The organism is Nisaea denitrificans DSM 18348 (genome assembly GCF_000426505.1).
In the GTDB taxonomy this organism is placed as follows: domain Bacteria; phylum Pseudomonadota; class Alphaproteobacteria; order Thalassobaculales; family Thalassobaculaceae; genus Nisaea; species Nisaea denitrificans.
The window spans coordinates 531,405-550,725 of the sequence record NZ_AUFM01000015.1; the positions used below are offsets into that span (position 1 = coordinate 531,405).

A 19,321-nucleotide genomic window follows, 5' to 3' on the forward strand; every position below is an offset into this window, starting at 1 on the left:
CATGGCGAACGTTACGGCATTTCCGAGATCCAGGCGCTCCAAGGCGCCACCGTCAGCCCTGTTCTCCGATCCGCTTGAAACCGGTGAGACATTCGACCTTTGGCGTCTCATGTCGGTCATGCGCAGGCGCTTCTTCCTGATCCTGTTCGTGATGCTGCTGATACCCCTGGTGACCGGGCTGATCGTCTACGCGATGAAACCGGTTTATTCGGGGTACACAAAGCTGCAGATGGTGGAGGCCAATGGGGCGGCCAGCATTCAGGGTTTTACCTTGCCGGCAGCGCTCTCATCCGCCGGCACGAACCTGCCGACGGAAACCGCGTATCTGAAATCCCGCGCCTTCGCCACGAAGCTGATCGACCGGCTCGGCCTTGATGACGTGCCGGAGTTCAATCCGTCCCTGAAGACGGAAGGTGAAGTGGGCTGGCGTCAGACGGCGAACGAACTCCTGGAAATCCTGCATCTCCGCGAGTGGGTATCCGGCTGGATCGAGACCGGGGATCACTGGCTGCAAGAGAATTTCGGTTTTGATGCCGGCGCTTTTCTGGCAGGCGGCGGTAAACCCGAACGCCTCACTCCTGAAGCGCTGCGCGCAGATGTCACCGACAATTTCCTCGAACGGCTGACAGTCGATGGCGAACAGCTCTCGCGGGTCATAACCATCGAGTTCCGGAGTAACGATCCGGCCTTGGCCGCCCGTGTCCCGAATACCATCGCGGAGCTCTTCCTGGAGCAGAAACGAAACCAGCGGGACCGCGCGATCCGTCAATCCAGCCAATGGCTGACAGATCAGGTTGCGGCGCTGCAGGAGCGGGTGCTCGATTCCGAGCAGAAATTTGAACGTTTCCGCCGCGAGGAAGGTCTGCTCGATATCCGCGGCACCGAGCTGATGCAGCAGCAGCTTATCAAGATGAACGACCAGCTGATTCAGGTCAGCACCGAGCGGGCGGAACGGGAGGCGCGGCTGCGTCAGGTCCAGCTGCTGATCGACCAGCCGGACGGGACGGCCAGCCTGGCCCCGGTTCTCGCTTCCCAGCTGATCAACAATCTGCGTCTCCAGGAAGCCCAGATCCAGCAACGCCTTGCCGAGCAGCTCACAACTCTGCGCGACGGCCACCCGGACGTCATAAAGACCCGCCGGGAGCTCGAGGACGTGCGCATCACGATATCCGGCGAAGTGCGTAAGATCGTGCAGTCGATGCGCAACGAGACCGAGATTGCCCGAGTGCGGGAGGCGAATGTCGCCAATGCCGTCGGTGAGTTGAAAGCGGTCATGGAATCCCAGGCGGATGCCGAGATCGAATTGCGCGCCATCCAGGCAGAGGTCGCGGCCAACCAGAATCTTTACGAGGTCATGCTGAACCGGCTTGCGGCGGTGGATCTGGAGGGCCGCGAGCCGGATCAGGTCGGCGCCGAGGTTATTTCACGCGCCGTGATGCCCCGGGTGCCGGTCTCGCCGAAGAAAAAACTGGCGGTGCTCGCCTCTCTGATCGCCGCGATGGTCATTGCCGCCTTGCTGGCGCTGCTGATGGATTTCCTGATCCGCGGCTTCAAGAATGCCAAACAGGTTGAGCAGGCGACTGGCCTGCCGGTGATTGCCAGCATCCCGCTTTCGCTGCAGGTGGCAGATACCGGCACGCCTCTTTTCGAGATGGTGCGGCGCAGGCCGGGTTCGGCCGTCGGTCAGGGTATCCGGAAGCTGCGCACGGCGCTCAATCTGCTCGGCGAGGGCAAGCAGATCCGCACGGTGCTGATCACGTCTTCTATCGCCGGTGAAGGTAAATCCTCGATCGCCCTTGCTCTGGTAGCGAACGCTGTTTCGGCCGGTCTACGGACGCTGATCATCGATTGCGATACTGTGAACGGCACTGTCACAAAGCAGATAGACAGCGTGACGAACCGGGGCCTCAAGCAATATCTGAACGGCGACGGAGAGGTCGAGGACGCTATCGAGTTCGATATGGCCACCGGGATCCATTACGTCGCAACCGGTGGCGTGCTGTCGAATTCGGACGACCTTTTCGGCTCCCGGCGCATGGCCGAATTGCTGCGCTACAGTGCAGAGAGTTTCGATTTCACGGTACTGGACAGCGGCCCGGCCTCGGTGGTTTCCGACACGCTGGTACTGGTGCCCCAGGTCGATGCGACCGTTTTCGTGGTCGAGTGGGAGCGCACGCGCCGGGAGACGGCGGAGCAAACCATTCGCGAGGTCTACGAGGTCGGCGAGAATCTGGCCGGCATCGTGATGTCGAAAAACAATCTCCGGATCCAGTCGATCGACGGCGGGGCCGAGGCGTATGACGGTCAGTATTACGGGGTCGATTCGGCGCCACCGGATGACGATGGCGAGCCGGAATGGGCGCGCGCGAGATGATGCAGCACCGGGCCTGGGCGCGCTAAGCCATGCGTAACAAAACGCTGATCTGGCTGGCAATCTGGTTGGCCGCGCTTGAAACGCTGGCCCTCTTCGCGATCAATATCGTCGCCTATGCTATCCGCAACAGAAGCTTCGAGCTGACCGAGGAGTATGTGTTCGGCGGGCTTTTCATCTGTGCCCTTTATCTGGTCTGCGGGATCAGCCAAAGCAGCTATGCCTTTCACCGCAGCGATGTGGAGAGAATCCATGTCATGCAGGCTTTACGTTGCTGGGTCGGCACAATGGTCGTTTTTGTCGTTGCCCTTTACGCCTTCAAGATATCGGACGAGTTCTCGCGCGTCTGGTTGCTCGAAATGGTGCTGGGCGGAAGTGTCTCTCTGATTGTGGTGCGGACGGCAGTGCTGGCCTGGGCCGCCAAGGCGCGCCGCAGTGGCCGGTTCGCCAGCCGGGTTGCGGTGCTAGGCTCACCTCGTCTGGTGAATGAAGCAGTGCAGACATTATTGACCTATCGCGGCGGCCCACGGCTGGTCGGAGGTTTTGTCGGCGAGGGGCTTGGGAACGAGACCTTGCAGAGCGTTCCGCTGCATGGCAGCGAGGAGAGCCTGCGCCGGATCATCGCGGCTGGGCGCGTCGACGATGTCCTGCTGTGTTACGAGCCCGACGAGGAAGTTGCGTTTCGCGCGGCGCTTGGCGCCCTGAAAGACCAGCCGGTCAATATCCGCCTGCAATTGCCATCCTACCTGCATGGTGTGCCGGCGCTCGGGATCGACCGGATCGCGGGGCAGGCCAGTCTGGTCCTGGCCGATCTTCCCATCGTCGGTTGGGAGAGTGTGCAGAAACGTTGTATCGACCTTTTTCTGGGGTCTCTTTTGCTTCTTGTGCTGGCCCCGGTGATGCTGGTCATCGCGCTTGCCATCCTGATTACCATGGGCCGCCCGGTTCTGTTCCGGCAGCAACGGTATGGCTTCAACAACGACGAATTCATGATGCTGAAATTCCGCAGCATGCTGCGGGAAGATGGCGAGGACGCCGGTGACACGGTCCTCCGTCAGGCAACGCGCGATGACCCGAGAATTACCGCGCTCGGCGGGTTTTTACGGCGGACCAGTCTGGATGAACTGCCACAGCTTCTGAATGTGCTGGGTGGCAGCATGTCGCTTGTCGGGCCGCGGCCGCATGCGGTGTCTCACAACGAGCATTATGCGGGCCTGATTGACGGCTATCTCGGTCGCCATAGGGTCAAGCCCGGCATCACCGGCTGGGCCCAGGTGAACGGGTTGCGCGGTGAGACCGATACGCTCGACAAGATGCGCCACCGGGTCGAGCTTGATCTGCATTATATCGAGAACTGGTCTCTCGGCTTCGATCTGAAGATTCTTGCCCTGACTGTGATCGAAGTCGGGACCGGCCGCTCCGCCTATTGAGAATTTGTGCCGCGCTGCCAGTCGATGGTGCGTCGCAGGCCGTCTGCCAGCGTAATCTGCGCGCGAAATCCAAACATTTCCGCCGCCTGCCCAGGGTCACCCAGGGAATGGGCAACGCCGCCTGACCGTCCGGTGCCGGGCTCGATCCGGATATTATCGCCGCAAAGTTGGCCAATCTCTGTGGCGAGCGCCTTCACACTGGTGGCGATGCCGGTGCATCCATTCACGATCAGGGCGCCTGGCCGGGGCCGAGAGATGCAAGCGGTCAGCAGGCGGATGAGATCGTCAATGAAGATGAAATCCCGGCTCTGGCTTCCATCGCCGTCCACCCGGAGCGGCGTTCCCGATAGTGCGGCGGCGATAAAGCGGGAGATCACGCCGGCATAGGGTGAGCCTGCATCCTGGCCGGGGCCGTAGACGTTAAACGGCCTGACGATGGTCGCGGAGAGACCGTTATCCGCGGCCTTCAATGCATAGTGCTCGCCTTGCAGCTTGTCGGCGCCATAGGAGGACAGGGGCAGGCATGGATAGTCCTCGGAAACCGCGCCAGGCCCCGCATCGCCATAAACAGCGGCGGAGGAGATGAGTACCAGCGGGATGTGGCTCCGTGCTGCGGCGGCAACGGCATTCGCCGCCCCGCCTGCATTTACAGCGTGCGCTCGCTCCGGGTTCGCTTCGGCGGCCGCGATGGAGGCGATCGCTGCCAGATGGAAGACGCCGTCCATATCCTCCGCCAAGCTGGCGAGTTTATTCGCATCGGTGACGCAGCCTTCTTCGAGGCGCGCAGCCGATGGCAATGTCGCGGGGTCGCCGGAAGACAAATCGTCCAGCACGGTCACTTCGTGCCCGGCCTCGAGCAAGGCGGCGGTCAGGTGTCGGCCGATAAAGCCGCATCCGCCGGTTACAAGATGGTGGGCCATCAGCCTCTCCCCCTCCTGCACCAGTGGCAGATCAGATCGAGCAGGGCGAACCAGACAAAGCGGGTGTTGTGCAGCAGGTACCGGCCAAGCAGACGGCGCGGTTCCTGCGTCAGACGGTACAGCCATTCAAGACCGAGAGACTGCATGGCGCGCGGGGCCCGTTCCAGCCGGCCCGACAGAAAATTGAAGGCGGCGCCGATGCCGACCATGGTGCCGTTCACGGCGGCGCTATGCCGGGCCATCCAGAATTCCTGACGTGGGCAACCGAGGCCGATGAAGATCAGCCTGGCGCCACTGGCATTGATACGTGCAGCCGTCTCCGCGTCAAATTTTGGGCGGACAGGGAGCAGGGGCGGGCTATCCCAGCCGACGACGTTCAGCTTCGGATGGGTTACAGCGAGGGCCCGGCGCAGGTCTTCGAGTTCATCTGGCATGCCGCCATAGAAATAGACCGGCAAACCCTCGCCTTCCGCCCGGCTAATCAGCCAGGCGGCAAGATCCGGCCCGGCAACCCGCTCGCTTCCGCTGTGCCCTTTCAGAGCAAGCATCCATTTTACCGGCATGCCGTCCGGCGTGATAAGAGCCGCGCCGTCGAGGGCGGCCGCGAATTCCCGATCAGCCTTGGCGAGCGAGAGTGGGTGTGCCCCTGAGACGCAGATATAGGCCGGTTTTGCAGAGCGGGCGCAGGCAAGGATGGCCTCCCCGATCTGAGCAAAACGTCCCGCGGCGATCGTGCGGCCCAGCACCGTTATCGTTTCGATATCGTTACTATCTTCGATCACACGCGCGCTCCGTCGCCGATCATCAGGCTCTCGTAGATCGCAGTTTGCTGTGCCGTCGTCCCTGCCGTGGTCAGGTGCTTCTCGTAATGTTCCCGCGCCGCTGCACCCCATCGCCGCAAGCGTTGCGGATCGGCGAAGGCGGCGTCGATGGTGCGGGTCATGCTTTCCGGATCGAACGGATCAAAGTGGGCGCCGGTCCGGTCTTCCTGCACCAGCTCGCCAAGCGCACCGATATTGGAGGCCAGCACCGGCAAGGAGGAGGCAAAAGCTTCCGAGATGACCATCGGAAAATTCTCGTAGCAGCGGGATGGGATGATGCAAACAGCGGCCCGGCGCATCTCGTCGTTGATAGCCTCGGATCCGAGGGACCCAAGCGCGACAGCGCGGCCATCCCGCACGGCTTCGTCCAGAACCGGTGCGTCGGGGCCGTCGCCGATCACGCGCAGGGGCGGCCAGTCTTTTTTCCAGAGGCGGAGTAGCGGCGCGATCCCCTTTTCCGGCGAAAGGCGTCCGACATAGAGAGCACCGGATCTTTCCCGCTCCTCCGGTCTTGCGGCAAAGAGCGCGCCCGGGCTGTTCGGTTTCACGGTGATCCGGCCTGAGGGAAACCCGGCGGCGACAAAACGGCTCTTCGAGAATTCCGAGAGGGCGATGAAGCGGTCGACCGACTGGCTCCAGGTGCCCTTGTCACGATGGCGCGCGATCATGCGTGCGAGGGCGAAAGACCCGAGGGTAGAGTTGCGGTAACAGCGATGCAGAACGGCCTGATATGGGCTGGCGCCGACACAATCCTCGCAGATCCGGCCATCCCGCATGAGCAGGGCCGAGGCGCAGATATTCCGGTAATTATGCAGCGTCTGCACCACGGGCACGCCGAGGTCGCGGGCGGCGTCATACAGCGAAGCCGTGATCAGCGGGAATATGTTGTGCGCATGAAGGATGTCGGGCGCGTGCGCCGCGATCTCGGCCCGGAGCTCCGTCCGGAGCGCGTCTGTGCCCGGCAGCGACCAGGCCGTTTTTGCCTTGTCCCAGATGGTCGAGATAGCCTCGTTGTCTCGTTCGAGAAGTGAAACGTCGTGGCCGGCCTCGCGCAATGCGGCCATCTCGGCATCCACCGCCCGGTCCTCTCCCCCGGTGTGCTGGTAACGGCAATGGGCGAACAGGACCTTCATTGGTTCCACACCGTCTCGATGGCCTGCATCATGCGCCGGAGCGTGTTTTCATGCGAGAAACGAGCGGCTGTCTGGCGCGCCGCGTCTCCCATGGCAATCCGGGCGGCGGCCGGAGTATCGAGCGCCTGGCTGAGCGCTGTCTCGGTGGATGTCGGGTCGGCTGGATCGAAAAGCCAGCCATTCTCTTTGTCCGTGACCATTTCCTCGGCCGCCTGGGCCCGGCAGCTCGCCAGCACCGGGAGGCCCGCCGCCATGGCTTCGTTGACGACCAGGCCCCACTCGTCGGCAAGGGTGGGAAATGCGAGCAGGTCGGCATCGGCCATCAAGGCAGGGACATCCTCGTAGGCCACGTCGCCAAGCAGGGTGAGCTTGAGGTTGGGCGGCAGCACCAATGCCTCCAGCGCTGCCCTTTCCGGACCGTCGCCAATCAGCCGCCAATTCAACGCCCGGCCCGGATGGGCCGCACACCAGGCGATCAGATGCTGCAGAAAGGGCCGGAGGCCCTTGCGCGGGATCAGACTGCCAACCGTGACGAGCTGGAGGGTCTTTTCATCGTCAGACACAGATCGGCCGGATGTGTCGAGATTCGCGAACCGGTCCAGGTCGGTCGACTGGTGAATGCGAAAAATCCGCTCGGGAGCGAAGCCGATGCTTTCAAGATACCGGGCGCCGGACTCGCCGTTGGTCATGGCCCCGTCCGCACGTTTTGCCATCAGCCGCCGGAGGGTCGTGCGTACCCATCCGCGACCGCGCTCGCTGTCCTCGGATAATGTGGCCCAGACCAGAAATCTGCTGCGCCGGCCCAAGAGCGGTGCCAGGCAACGATACAGGCAAGCCTGCAGGGTGCGGGCGCCGAACTCGGAGCTGATCACGACATCCGGGGCCAGCGCGCAGAGGCGCGGGAGCATATCGATGCTCAGATGCGTCGACAGGTTCTCACCGAACCCGTCCGGATGGCGCCGCCGATAGGGCAGGGTGAGGGAGCGGGAGACGCGGACATCGAGCCCGCGCCAGTCCGTCTTCCAGGAGCGGTCCGCTTCCATGCCGGTGGAGACAAGCACGGTCAGCCAGCGCACCTCCCGCTCCAGCGCCTGCAACAGCGCGACGCGGTAGGGCGGCACGATGTTAAGAAGCAGGGCGACGGAGCAGCGGGGCATGCGGGATCGATCCCAATACGAGGCCGGAGAGGATGAAAATAGGGACCATGTTGTAGAAATAGATCAGCACATTGTCGGTCAGCATCAGGGCAAGCAGTGTGGCCTGCGCCAATAATGTCGAAGCGCCGATGGAGGTCTCCCGTGCGCCCCATTTCTGGAACCGGGTATATTGTCGGCGGCAGGCCACCATCATGCTGCCGAAGGCGCCAAACCAGAGCATCAGGCCAATGATCCCGTAATCGTGCCAGATCCGCAGATAATCATTATGCGGCTGCTCGATGCCGGCATGCAGGATCGCCAGGGCTTCGGAGCTGGAGGCGGGACCCTTGCCGACGATCGGTGCCTCGAGGGCGGAGTTGATGACCGTGGTCCAGGCCAGGATCCGGCCCATCGTGTTGATTTTCACGCCGCCGACCGCCGCCGACAGATCGCCGGTGAAGAAGCGCTGTTTCAGCGGCTCGAAATTCAGCAGCATGAAAGCTGCCACCCCGACAGCGATCATAAGGATTGCTATCGTGCGGAACCAACCGGTGAAACTGTTCAGCCTAAGCTGCGCCAGAATGAAGACGCCGAGCCCCATGCCCATCGCCGCGCGGGAAAGGGACAGCACCACCACCGCATAGAGGAAGAGAGCCAGCCAGAGGTCGCTGCGCGAGCCATGCCGCCAGTAGCCGCAATGGATGGCAATGCCGATCAGCAGAAAGCCTGCAAGGGAGCGCGGCGCAAAAATTTCCAGATGGCCGAAACCGAGCACCGGGATTGCCAGCACATAGACGACCGCCGGGATCCAGATTGCGATCAGTATCGCGCGAACGATGGCACGGGTCGGCGCACGGATGCTCTTCGCCACCTGTGCCGCAATGATGAAAGAGAGAATGCTGGAGATGATGACGACTGTGTTCTGAATGCCTTGCACCGTCAGCCGGTAGAAGATGAAGCCGTAGGCGATCCAGGCGGTGAACAGGAGGAACATGAAGATCGGCCAGCGGATCTCGCGCACGACGTAGGGCCGCATCAGAAAGTGCATCACCAAGAGCACGACAAAGAACAGAGTGAGAAAGCCGCCGAGAGAGATCTGCGGAATGATTCGGAACTGGGCCGGAATGGTGACAAGCGCCTGCGTGAAGATGATGACCATCAGCAGAGACACGCTGAGCGGTGCCGCCTGACCGAGCTGCCGGGTGCCGGTGGCGCTGCGGTAAAAGGCTGCCTGGGCTCTGTCAGTGCCGGCACTGTCCGGCGTTCCGGGCACACGAGGATATCTCGCCATGGTCAGGCTGTTCCCGATGGTGCGTGCAGCTGGCCACCCAGGTTTTTCATGCCGAGCCGGATGGAACGGGCCGCTGCGGCGAGCTGCGCCCACAGCGGGATCGCCAAGGTGCTGCGCGCCTCTGCCCGTATCAGGGACAGGGCATCGGCATAATCCTGCTGGCGCCGGGCTGCGAAATAGCTGTCAGCCCTGCGCTCGCGGAGGCAGGTCACACTGTCCGTGTGACCGATCCCGCCGACCCGGAGCAGCCGGAAGTAGAACGCATAATCGATGCAGATATCGAGTCGCTCATCATAGCCTCCGGCCTGCTCCCATGCCGCGCGGCGGAAAAGCACGGTGGAATGGGTGATCCGGTTGGAAGCGTACAGCATGGCGGGTGTGATCCGGCTCACCTTCGCGTCGGCTTCCAGCGCGGCTGGCGGTTCAGGTGTGGCACCCTCGAACATGATCGCTTCCGAACAGGCCATCGCCAATCCGGGATCGGCCTCAAGCATCGGAAGCGTGGCCCGCAGGCGGTGCGGGAGTGCGATATCATCCGCGTCGAGGATGGCGATATAGCGGCCCCTGGTTGCATCGATCGCCTGGTTGAGTGCCCGTGCCCGGCCCTGGCGGCCACCCTCGATAACAAGAATGCGCGAATCAGCTTCAGCCTCGGCGCGTGCCGCCGCCAGCGTACCGTCCGTCGACCCATCGTCGAACAGGATGATTTCCACCGGCTCGTCCGCGTCCAGCATGGTCGCAGAGCGGAGCGCCCGTGCGACATGTGCCTCCGCCTGGAAAGCAGTGGTGACAACGGAAACGAGAGGGGATTGGGCCGCCAGCATGTGTCCTCTGGTTAAAACGCGGGCAGGGCTATTAACCTATCAGATGGATACTCTGTCGTATATCGTGTCGGATCACGGGTTTCAGTGCTTTCGCAACCAGTTGTGCCGCAGTTTTGTGCAGTTTGGTTAATAGATCGTGTGCGTCATGACTCTTCGCAGATTATTTTTCGAGTATTGCAGGCGCCCCCTGCGTGACTGGCTTCAGGAACGCAGGCTTCGACAGGCGGTCGCGATGGGTGCGCCGCTGAAGATCGTGCTCGGCGGGACGGCCCCGGCGCCAGACTGGTTCGGCTCCGATATCGGCTTTTTCGATGCGACGCGTGCGGCTGCCTGGGCGGAGCTTATCGGGCATGAGGGTGCGGTCGACCGGCTGCTTGCCGAGCATGTGTTCGAGCATATTCCGCCGGAGTTGATCCCGGTCGTGCTGGAGAACGCGTTCCGCTATCTGAAACCGGGTGGAACCATCCGGATTGCGGTTCCGGACGGACACAATCCCAACCCTGACTACATCCGGCATGTCGAGCCCGGCGGGATCGGGCCGGGCGCGGACGATCATAAGCAGCTTTTTACAATAGAGAGTCTGAGTGCTGCTCTTGAGGCTGCCGGGTTCCGGGTCGAGCCCGGGGAGTGGTTCGATAGCGACGGGCAGTTCCACGAAGAGCCCTGGAGCGAGGAGCGGGGGAATATCTACCGCTGCAAGCGGCACGGCACGCCGGACAAGAGCTTTCCCTCCTCGCATCTCTCGCTGCTGGTTGACGGTATCAAGCCGTGAACAGGATCCGGTAGCGCGCCGTCGTGATCTCGCCTGGCGGTGGCGGTGGCGCGGCGTTGGACCAGACCCGGAGCCGCCCACTGACGCCGTATTGAGGCTCGGCAGCGGTGACTTCAGTCAGCGGAAGATCGCTTTCCAGCCGCGCTCCGTCGAGCGCAAAGGCGGTGCCTCCTTCTGCCCCGGGCACCGGTGCCACCGATGCAGGCAACGTTAGCCAGGGCAGATGCAGAAGTGCGTCATCAGGTGCCTCGGTCAGTGTCAGGGCATCCTCGATGCCTATGGACCCGGCCTCGAAGTCGAACCGTCGTTCGAACCGGAATGTGCTGGTCTCGCCGACGATTTTATCCGGCCCCGCCCAGCGGAAATCAGTGCCGGAGAGCAGGGTGCGGAATGTGCCGCCATGTTGCTCGAATACCGGGAGCGGCAGGGACAGGGCGGTATAGATGCTGTCCGGCAAGGTCTCGTCGCCATAGGACGGCAAAGGCCGCACGCCGTCGGCCGTGACAATATAGGGCAGGGGCTGCGCCGCCGTGATGGTTCGGCGCGGCAAGGTGGTGATCGCGGAATAGGCCGCATTGCGGACAACCCGGATGCCGTCTTCCAGGCTGTTTTCCGCCGGAAGTGGCAGAGGTGTGCCGGGTTCGGGTGAGGCGGCGAGCTGTTCCGCCGCGAGCTTCAGGACCGCGCCCGCAAAGGCGAGATAATCCGGCCCGTTATTGTAGGAATGCCAGCCGATCCGGCGCTGATGGGGGTGGTGCGGTGGCGGTGTGACGTCCTCCCGCTCGTCGATCCGGGTGATCATCAGGGGCAGGGTGCCGTCTGGTCCGAGGGCCGCCTCCAGCCGGTCGGCGATGGCCCGCAGCAGGGCGATGGAGCCTTCCGGCGCGCAGTCAAGCCGCAGTCCAATGGCAAGGGCCAGTGCCGCGGCAGCATATCCAAAGCTCTGAAACCGCCCGCGCCCGATGGCATTCACCTCGCCATCATGCAGCGCGGTCCGGACAAGAGCGCGCAGGGCCGCGCGAAACCGCTCACGCAGGTCGGCGGATGGTTCTTCGAGCACGGAGATCTGGTAGCCCAGCAGCGCGGTCGCGAAGGCATGATACTGCTGGGTCGGGGCGCCGCGTTGGTCCTCGATGAACCCGCCCGGTTTCTGGTAGACGGCAAGGGCCAGCCAGCGCTCAGCCCGGCCGGTGATCTTGTCGAGCAACCTTGTGCCGAAAAGCCTGACGGTGCTGCGCAGAAGAGTCCAGTTGGCGACGCGATTGCGGACAAAGCTCAATTCGCCGAGCACATCCCCGGGTTCCCGGTAGCCGGAGACGGGGCCTGATCGGAGCAGGTTGGCAAGTGCGAATCGCACGAATTCCCAGTGAAAGCGATTTTCCCAGGCACCGATCCGTGCCTGCTTGTCCTGCTGTTTCAGACGGTCGAGCGCAGCGGCGATGTCATCCCCGAAGCGCTCCGGCCATCGTCGCCAAAGCATGGCGGCGAAAGCGGTGCCGTAGAATTCCGTTTCCGCGAACCCGGTTTCGCGATCGCATTGAGCGGCCAGAGCTCCGGCGATCTGTTCCGCGATCCGGTCAAATCGCGCGCCGACTGTGCCTTCAGGAACGCTCAAAAGTCATCTCCATTGATAGCGCAATGCGCTCTTCGGAATTCAGGCGGGCCAGCCCGCTGGCCTGCAATTGCAACGCGTTTCGACCGCCGCGCTCCGCGGCATACCAGAGACGGGATTTCAGACCCGGAACTGACAACAGCGCCCGGCTTGCCCAATCGGGCAGGGACAGTCTGGCAAAACGGTTGAACCAGCGAACCCAGAGAAGCGCATAGGGTGGCTTCGGGATCAGCCTTGCATGCACGACCCAGCCTTCCGGAGCATCCCGGATATAGAGAACCTGCTCGAACGCCGACAGGGTTTCCGATTCTGTAACCCGGATTTCGAGCTTTCCGTTGGAGCCGGAAAGCGTCGCATGGCGGACCGGGTGCTGGTGATAGATATTGCTGCCGGTATGCTCAAAACGCTCGCCTGCGATCGCTGCTACGGTGAAAGACTCAGCCGAAAAAACTGCCCGGACGACAAAATCCTGAAAGAGCGAGGGCGAAAGCGTGGTAAGCGAGGCGGAGAGAGTAAGGCTCCGTCCGCGGAGCCTTGACGTGAGGACAGTGCTCCACCGACCCTCGGCCATTTCGACGGTCAGGTGCCGCTCGCCTGCCTCGGGACCGTTCTTGAGTGCGCGATCCTCTATAATGCGGGCACCATGACGTTCAGGCGCAAGGGTGAAGAAAGAGTGACGGTCGGCAGTTTCAATTCCAAAACCGGTTCCGCGCATACCGCCACAGCGGATTGCGGTCGGTACACCGTATTCCCAGTCGCACTCAATAAAGTCCGTCACACGCATTCCCGTTTGGCCGGTGCCGCAATGGAGAGCAGCATATGACGAGCGAAAGCGCACCGCCAAGTTCCGAGCTGCCAGGTTCCGAGCCGCCGCCGGGCAAAGAGTCATCCAGCGCGCTCAAGCGGTTTCTGGAGAGCCCGCGCAGTTACGCGCTGGTGGTGCCGACGGTCAATGCCTGTGTCGCCGCCACCGGGCTGTTCATTCCATGGTTCATGGAGCCGGTCTCGTTCGGCCAGTTCATCCTGATCTCTACCTTCGTGCAGTATCTCTGGCTGCTCGATCTTGGGACATCGCAGCTCATCACCCGGACGTCTGCGCGGATGAAACAGGCCGGCCTCAACAGCCCGGCCGGCGTCCGGGTTCAGGGCATTCTCTGGACCCGTTTCTATCTTGCGGTCATTGCCACCGTGACGGCTCTCGCGCTTGCCTATGCGTTTCGGGATTCCTTCAAGGTGCCGCTGCCCATGCCAGCGACCCTGCTCGCGATTCTGGCCGGCGGCACGCAGTTTATCCTGATGGGACATCTGGCTCTTTACCGGGGGCTTTCGACCTACGGGCTGTTCACCGCGAACAATTCGATCGTGCAGGTCGGATTGACGGCACCGCGGGTGCTCGGCCTCTATTTCGGGGGGCTTTCCGGTTGCTTCGCGGTTCTCATCCTCTGGTTCGGTGGCGTTGCCGCCAGCATGCTGCGCCGGGACCCGCCGAGCATCCGGTATCATCCCAGTCTGGACCGCATGCGCCGGACTGTGGCGGCGGCATTCCCGCTGTTCGTATCGGTCTCGCTCTGGAGCGTTTTCATGATGGCGAATCGCTGGTTCGTTGCGGATCTCGCCGATCCAGAGACCTACGGGCAATTCTCTTTCGCGGCGGCGGTGCTCGGCCTTTATGCCGGAACCTTCGGGACCATTGCGCAGGCCTATTACCCGAAACTTTCGGCCGAAGCCTATGCGGCCGAGCCCTTCGCCCTGTCGCCCCGGGTGGTTGGCGATGCGCTGAAGCTGGCGGCGGTCATTTCGGTGCTTTCCACCATCGGCGTGATGCTGGTCAAGCTGGTTGTGCCCTTCGTTTACGTAGCCTACGCGGCTGCGGTTCCGGCCCTGAAGATCTTCCTGGTCGCAGGGATTCCGATGATCAGCGCCTCGTGGCTGATGCCGATCGCCATGTCTGCACGAACCCGGCCGATCCGGGAAATCGTGGCCGTCTATTTTCTGGCCATTGGCACGCTCTGGGCCGGAACCGTCATTGGATTCCGTGAGGCCGGCCTCGAGGGGGTCGGTATCGGCGTGATCCTCGCCTCTTTTGTCATGCTGGGCGGTCAGTCGGTGCTGCTCAGGCGCAGCCGTGTCCTGTCGATCCGGGGTGCTGCCCGGCTGGTCCTGAGTGTGCTGCTGCTTAGCGGCAGCGTGGCTCTCATCAGCCATTTTGTGGCACCCTGAACGCCGCTTTATGCGGTCGATCGAGAATGTAGACGGATGATGGGGAAAGAATTGCGGCCGACATTACCTGTCGGCCGCACAGACAGAACTAGATCAGGTCGTTCCAGAGGTTGCCGGTCAGGCCTGCAACCACGACGTCGGCGCCGTCCATTTCCCAGATCGAAACCTGGCCGGTTTCGGTATTCTGGAGCTGGATATCCGCAGTGCCGTCGCCGTTGAAGTCTGCAACCTCACCGATTTCCCAGTTCTCCTGGAGCTTTCCGACATAGGATTTCGAGGAAGCACCGCCGGCATCCATTTCCCAGAGGGAAACGATACCATCCGCGCTCGCCGTCAGCAGATCTTGCGAGCCGTCGCCATTGAAGTCGGCGATTTTCTCGATTTCCCAGCCTTCGCCGAGCTTCCCGACATATGTCCGGGCCGTGACGGTGCCGCCGTCCATTTCCCAAACCGAGACCGCACCGTCGGCGCTCTTGGTCAGGACGTCGGCCTTGCCGTCGCCGGTGAAATCCTCGACCGCCTCGACCTTCCAGCCCGCGCCGAGCTTGCCGGCGAAGCTCTTGCTGCTCGCGACGCCGCCGTCCATCTCCCAGACGGAGACGGAACCGTCGTTCTTGACGGCCATGATGTCCTGTTTGCCATCGCCGTCGAAATCCGCGACCGCGCCGATATCCCAACTACTGTCCAAAGTCCCGGCGTAGCTCTTGTTGCTCGCAGTACCGCCGTCCATCTCCCAGACCGAGACCGCGCCATCGGAGTTGCGGGCCAGAATGTCGGATTTTCCGTCGCCATTGAAATCGGCGAGCGTTTCGACTGTCCAGTCCGAAGACATCTGTCCGGCATAGGAGCGATTGGTGACGGTGCCGCCATCCATCTGCCAGATCGAGACCGCGCCATCCTGGCCCCGTAGCAGGATATCCAGCCCGCCATCGCCGTCGAAATCAGCAGTGCCGGTGATTTCCCAACCGGACTGGAGACGTCCCGAGAACACTTTCGCGTCGGCCGCGGTGCCGTTCATCTCCCAGACAGATATGGCGCCGTCGGTGCCATGCAGCAGGATGTCGTCGTCGCCGTCGCCGTCGAAATCCCCAACGGCTTTGATCGAGAAGTCACCGCCACGGTTGAGCGCACCGGTCAGGCCTTTCCCATCCGCCGTTGCGCCGTCGAGGGTCCAGACCGACACATTGCTCTTGTTCGAGACCAGCAAGAGATCCTGTTTGCCGTCGCCGTCGAAATCGCCGGTGGCCTGTACCTTGAATCTCTCCTGGTTCGGGTCGATAGCCGGTTCCGTCGAGAAGGCGAGCGTCGTATCGCCCGATGCCGCCGAAGCGGTGACGGACTTGAACTCGCCGTCCAGCGTGAAGCTGGCATCCGCATTGCCGTCGCCGGTCGAGTCGATGGCGACAGTGGTGACACCGTCTGCGAAGGTCAGCGTGACATTGTCACTGGAGAACTCCGCGCCCTTGATGAGCACGGCATCCCCATCTGTCAGGTCGCTGATCGTATCGCCGGAGAGATCGGACCCGGTGCCCGCGAATGTATCGTTGCCCGCGCCGCCGGTCAGCATGTCGGCGCCGTCGCCGCCGAACATCAGGTCAGCACCGTTGCCGCCAACCAGAGTGTCGCTACCGAGGCCGCCGGAGAGGATATCGTTGCCGTCGCCGCCATCCAGAGTGTCGTTGCCCGCGTCGGCTACGAGTGAGTCGGCGCCAACTCCGCCGGAGAGCGCATCATTACCAGCGCTACCGGAGAGGGTGTCGTTTCCGGCACCGCCCTTCAGTACATCCGCGCCGTCGCCGCCGATCAGCAGGTCTGCGCCATCCGCGCCTGACAAGATGTCATTGCCGAGGCCGCCGGAGAGGGTGTCGTTGCCGGTGCCGCCATCAAGCAGGTCGTTCCCGTCACCGCCATAGATCAGATCATCGCCGCCGAGGCCTCTGATCGTATCGTCGCCGATGGCGCCGAGCAGGGTGTCGGCGTTCTCTGTCGGTACCGCTTCAGTGCTGAAGGTAAGCGTCGTGCGGCCGTCTGCCGTGCTCGCGGTGACGCTGAGGAAAGTGCCGGCGATGGTGAAGGTCGCATCCGCGGAGCCGTTCCCGTCCGCGTCGATTGTCACCGTGGTCTTGCCGTCGGCCTGTGACAGGCTGACTTTATCGGCACCGAAGGAGGCATTGGCGATCACCAGATCGCCGGTCTCCGGATCGAAGCCGGTGATGCTGTCGCCATCGAGACCGGCAAGATCGCCGACAATGCTGTCCGCACCGGCGCCGCCGTCGATTGTGTCACTGCCGGAGCCGGCCGCGATTGAATCGTCGCCGCTGCCGCCGGAGATCAGGTCGTCGCCCGCACCGCCGTCGATGGTCTCGGCATTGTCGCCGCCGGTGATCTGGTCGTTTCCGTCACCGCCGTCGATGCTGTCGGTGCCGCCGCCGCCGAAGATCGTGTCGTCGCCCGCGCCGCCGTCGATGGTTTCGGCTGTATCGCTGCCGGTGATGACATCGTTGCCGTCGCCGCCGCTGACATTGTCCGCGCCGCCTTCATTGACAATTGTGTCGTCGCCGCTGCCGCCGAGCACCGTATCGACGCCGCTACCCGCGGTAATGACATCGTTGCCATCGCCGCCGTCGAGCAGATCGTTCGCGCCGCCACCGGAGAGCATATCGTCGCCCGCGCCGCCGCTGATGGTCTCGTCAGCATCGCTGCCGGAGATGGCGTCGTTTCCGTCACCGCCGTCAAGGCTGTCGGAGCCGCCGATATTGACAATAGTATCGTTGCCTGCGCCGCCGGAGACAGTGTCGTTTCCGTCACCGCTGTTGATCTGGTCGTTACCCGCGCCACCGGTCAGCGCGTCATTGCCCGCACCGCCGTCAATCGTGTCGTCGCCTTCGCCGCCGTCGATCACATCACTGCCATCGCCGCCGGAGAGCAGGTCATTATCGGCACCGGCCGTGACCGTGTCGTCACCTGCGCCGCCAACAACCGTGTTCGCACCTGACCCGGCATCGACGCTGTCATTGCCAGCGCCTCCGTCGAGGGAATCCGCTCCCGCGCCGCCGCTCAGCGTGTCCTCGCCGGCACCGCCGTCGAGGATGTCGTTGCCTTCGCCGCCATCAAGCTGATCGCTTCCAGCTGCACCGGACAGCGTATCGTCGCCGCTCGCACCGGAGAGGATATCCGCACCATCCGCGCCGTCGAGGGCATCATCGCCTGTGCCACCGTCGAGGCTGTCGTTTCCGAGCCCGCCGTTAAGTGTGTCGGCACCGGCACCACCATAGAGGGCATCGTCGTCGGCCCCGCCATCCAGGACGTCATTGCCGTCACCACCGACCAGCGTATCGTCTCCGCTGGCGCCGGAAAGCGTATCCGCCCCTGTGCTGCCATCGACAGAGTCGTTACCGTCGCCACCATTCAGCAGGTCGTTGCCTGCGCCGCCGTCGATGACGTCGTCGCCGCCAAGACCGTCGATGGTGTCGTCACCGTCCGTTCCGGTCAGGCTGTCTGCGCCTTCGGACGCGGTGACGTCGGGGGAGAAGCTGATCGAGGTCTTGCCGTCCGCCGTGGAGGTGGTGACCGAGTTGAACTCGCCAGCCATGCTGAAGGTTGCATCCGCGGAGCCGTTTCCGTCCGCATCGATCGCGACCGTGGTCGTGCCGTCGGAAGTGGTCAGCGTCACCGCATCGTCGCCGAAGGAGGCGTTCGCGATCACCAGATCGCCGGTCTCCGGATCGTAGTCGGTGATGCTGTCGCCATCGAGATCCGCAAGATCGCCGACAAAGCTGTCCGCACCGTCGCCGCCCGCAAGCGTGTCGGCACCGGCACCGCCAGTGATCTCGTCATCGCCCGCACCGCCGGAAATCAGATCGTCGCCTGCACCGCCATCGATTGTTTCCGCATTGTCGCCGCCGGTGATGGCATCGTTGCCGTCGCCGCCTGCGACCTCATCGGCTCCGCCGCCACCGGAGATTGTGTCGTCACCAGCTCCGCCGTCGATGGTTTCCGCCGCGTTGCTGCCCGTGATGACATCGTTTCCAGCGCCACCGTCGAGAACGTCGGTACCGCCCAGATTGACGAGCGTGTCATCGCCTTCGCCACCGAGAACAGTGTCGGTTCCGCCGCCGGCCGTGATTGCGTCATTGCCGGTACCGCCATCAAGCAGGTCGTTACCGCCACCGCCGCTGAGCGCGTCGGCATCAGCACCGCCGGAAAGCGTGTCCGCGTCGGCGCTGCCGATCAGCGTGTCGTCACCCGACCCGCCATCCATGGCATCCGAGCCCGCGCCGCCATCCATGACGTCGTCGCCGGCCCCGCCATAAAGGGCGTCGTCATCGTCACCGCCCGAAAGGGTGTCATTGCCGGCCCCACCATAGAGCTGGTCGTTCCCGGCGCCGCCGGTGATCTCGTCATCGCCTTCAAAACCGGCGAGCACATCGTCACCGCCAAGACCGTCGAGCGTATCGTTGCCGCCGAGACCAGACAGTGTGTCGTTGCCTCCGAAGCCGCTGATGGCGTCGTCGCCTTCGGTCGCCTGCTCGTCGGCAATGACGATGTCTTCGATGTTGGAGACCGTCAGACCGTCGAGATCGGAGCGGGTGTCGACATAAAGCGTATCCTCGCCGGAACCACCGTCCACGACGCCAGAGTCGCCTGCATAGATAGCGTCCGCGCCGTCACCGGCATTGACCGTGTCGCTGCCGTCGGTTGCGTCAATTGTGTCGTCGCCGGCTCCGCCGTCGAGAACGTCGTTCCCGGCGCCGCCGTCAAGCAGATCGGCATCCGCGCCGCCCGAGAGCG

Annotated in this window: 13 protein-coding genes; 4 read left to right on the forward strand and 9 right to left on the reverse strand. The window is 63.2% G+C overall.

Going from position 1 to position 19,321, the window contains the following annotated elements; genetic code table 11:
- Position 1 precedes the first annotated feature (1 nt).
- Both K328_RS0112975 and K328_RS23930 read left to right on the forward strand, forming a co-directional pair.
- Positions 2–2,374, forward strand: a complete 2,373-nt coding sequence (locus K328_RS0112975) for a GumC family protein (protein WP_028466340.1) — start codon at positions 2–4, stop codon at positions 2,372–2,374.
- 29 nt (positions 2,375–2,403) lie between these two features.
- Positions 2,404–3,801, forward strand: coding sequence for an undecaprenyl-phosphate glucose phosphotransferase (locus tag K328_RS23930; RefSeq protein ID WP_051284857.1), 1,398 nt, complete (start codon positions 2,404–2,406; stop codon positions 3,799–3,801).
- Here the strand turns inward: K328_RS23930 and K328_RS23935 are convergent.
- The 6 genes from K328_RS23935 to K328_RS0113010 are packed head-to-tail and all read right to left on the reverse strand — an operon-like array spanning position 3,795 to position 9,926.
- Positions 3,795–4,721, reverse strand: coding sequence for an NAD-dependent epimerase/dehydratase family protein (locus tag K328_RS23935; RefSeq protein ID WP_036554027.1), 927 nt, complete (start codon positions 4,719–4,721; stop codon positions 3,795–3,797). The two genes, K328_RS23930 and K328_RS23935, sit on opposite strands and share 7 nt — an antisense overlap.
- Positions 4,721–5,503 carry a WecB/TagA/CpsF family glycosyltransferase gene (locus K328_RS0112990; RefSeq protein ID WP_051284858.1) on the reverse strand — a complete coding sequence of 261 codons (783 nt, stop codon included), beginning with the start codon at positions 5,501–5,503 and terminating at the stop codon, positions 4,721–4,723. The genes K328_RS23935 and K328_RS0112990 overlap by 1 nt, the downstream gene beginning before the upstream one ends.
- The gene (locus K328_RS0112995; protein WP_028466342.1) at positions 5,500–6,675 is read right to left on the reverse strand and encodes a glycosyltransferase; all 1,176 of its coding nucleotides are present in this window, start codon (positions 6,673–6,675) and stop codon (positions 5,500–5,502) included. Before K328_RS0112995 ends, K328_RS0112990 begins: the two co-directional genes overlap by 4 nt.
- Positions 6,672–7,832: a glycosyltransferase family 4 protein gene (locus K328_RS0113000; protein ID WP_028466343.1), complete on the reverse strand. Its 1,161-nt coding sequence runs from the start codon at positions 7,830–7,832 to the stop codon at positions 6,672–6,674. Before K328_RS0113000 ends, K328_RS0112995 begins: the two co-directional genes overlap by 4 nt.
- On the reverse strand, positions 7,801–9,102 hold the full coding sequence (locus K328_RS0113005; protein ID WP_028466344.1) for an O-antigen ligase family protein: 1,302 nt from the start codon (positions 9,100–9,102) through the stop codon (positions 7,801–7,803). The genes K328_RS0113000 and K328_RS0113005 overlap by 32 nt, the downstream gene beginning before the upstream one ends.
- Before the next feature lie 2 nt (positions 9,103–9,104).
- Entirely contained in the window at positions 9,105–9,926 is an 822-nt protein-coding gene (locus K328_RS0113010) for a glycosyltransferase family 2 protein (protein ID WP_028466345.1), read from the reverse strand.
- Positions 9,927–10,158: 232 nt separating this feature from the next.
- On the opposite strand from K328_RS0113010, the gene K328_RS0113015 reads away from it, so the two are divergent.
- Positions 10,159–10,698 (forward strand): methyltransferase domain-containing protein, encoded by a 540-nt coding sequence (locus tag K328_RS0113015; RefSeq protein ID WP_051284859.1) that lies wholly within the window; start codon positions 10,159–10,161, stop codon positions 10,696–10,698.
- Here the strand turns inward: K328_RS0113015 and K328_RS0113020 are convergent.
- Together K328_RS0113020 and K328_RS0113025 are read right to left on the reverse strand one after the other, a co-directional pair.
- A complete protein-coding gene (locus tag K328_RS0113020) occupies positions 10,688–12,313 on the reverse strand; it encodes a hypothetical protein (RefSeq protein ID WP_028466347.1) in 1,626 nt (541 codons plus the stop codon). The two genes, K328_RS0113015 and K328_RS0113020, sit on opposite strands and share 11 nt — an antisense overlap.
- Positions 12,300–13,088 carry a hypothetical protein gene (locus tag K328_RS0113025; RefSeq protein WP_156901317.1) on the reverse strand — a complete coding sequence of 263 codons (789 nt, stop codon included), beginning with the start codon at positions 13,086–13,088 and terminating at the stop codon, positions 12,300–12,302. The genes K328_RS0113020 and K328_RS0113025 overlap by 14 nt, the downstream gene beginning before the upstream one ends.
- 41 nt (positions 13,089–13,129) lie before the next feature.
- Between K328_RS0113025 and K328_RS0113030 the strand changes: the two genes are divergently transcribed.
- A complete protein-coding gene (locus K328_RS0113030; RefSeq protein ID WP_028466349.1) occupies positions 13,130–14,530 on the forward strand; it encodes an oligosaccharide flippase family protein in 1,401 nt (466 codons plus the stop codon).
- An 88-nt stretch (positions 14,531–14,618) separates the two neighbouring features.
- Here the strand turns inward: K328_RS0113030 and K328_RS23940 are convergent.
- Positions 14,619–19,321: beta strand repeat-containing protein (locus K328_RS23940; protein WP_051284860.1), on the reverse strand; the 4,703-nt coding region annotated here is incomplete at its 5' end.

Bases quoted from the DNA above. Each gene is read 5' to 3' on its own strand.
- K328_RS23935 (WP_036554027.1), bottom strand. From the start codon at position 4,721: ATGGCCCACCATCTTGTAACCGGCGGATGCGGCTTTATCGGCCGACAC.
- K328_RS0113000 (WP_028466343.1), bottom strand. From the start codon at position 7,832: ATGCCCCGCTGCTCCGTCGCCCTGCTTCTTAACATCGTGCCGCCCTAC.
- K328_RS0113005 (WP_028466344.1), bottom strand. From the start codon at position 9,102: ATGGCGAGATATCCTCGTGTGCCCGGAACGCCGGACAGTGCCGGCACT.
- K328_RS0113030 (WP_028466349.1), top strand. From the start codon at position 13,130: ATGACGAGCGAAAGCGCACCGCCAAGTTCCGAGCTGCCAGGTTCCGAG.
- K328_RS0112995 (WP_028466342.1), bottom strand. From the start codon at position 6,675: ATGAAGGTCCTGTTCGCCCATTGCCGTTACCAGCACACCGGGGGAGAG.
- K328_RS0112975 (WP_028466340.1), top strand. From the start codon at position 2: ATGGCGAACGTTACGGCATTTCCGAGATCCAGGCGCTCCAAGGCGCCA.
- K328_RS0113015 (WP_051284859.1), top strand. From the start codon at position 10,159: ATGGGTGCGCCGCTGAAGATCGTGCTCGGCGGGACGGCCCCGGCGCCA.
- K328_RS0113010 (WP_028466345.1), bottom strand. From the start codon at position 9,926: ATGCTGGCGGCCCAATCCCCTCTCGTTTCCGTTGTCACCACTGCTTTC.
- K328_RS23930 (WP_051284857.1), top strand. From the start codon at position 2,404: ATGCGTAACAAAACGCTGATCTGGCTGGCAATCTGGTTGGCCGCGCTT.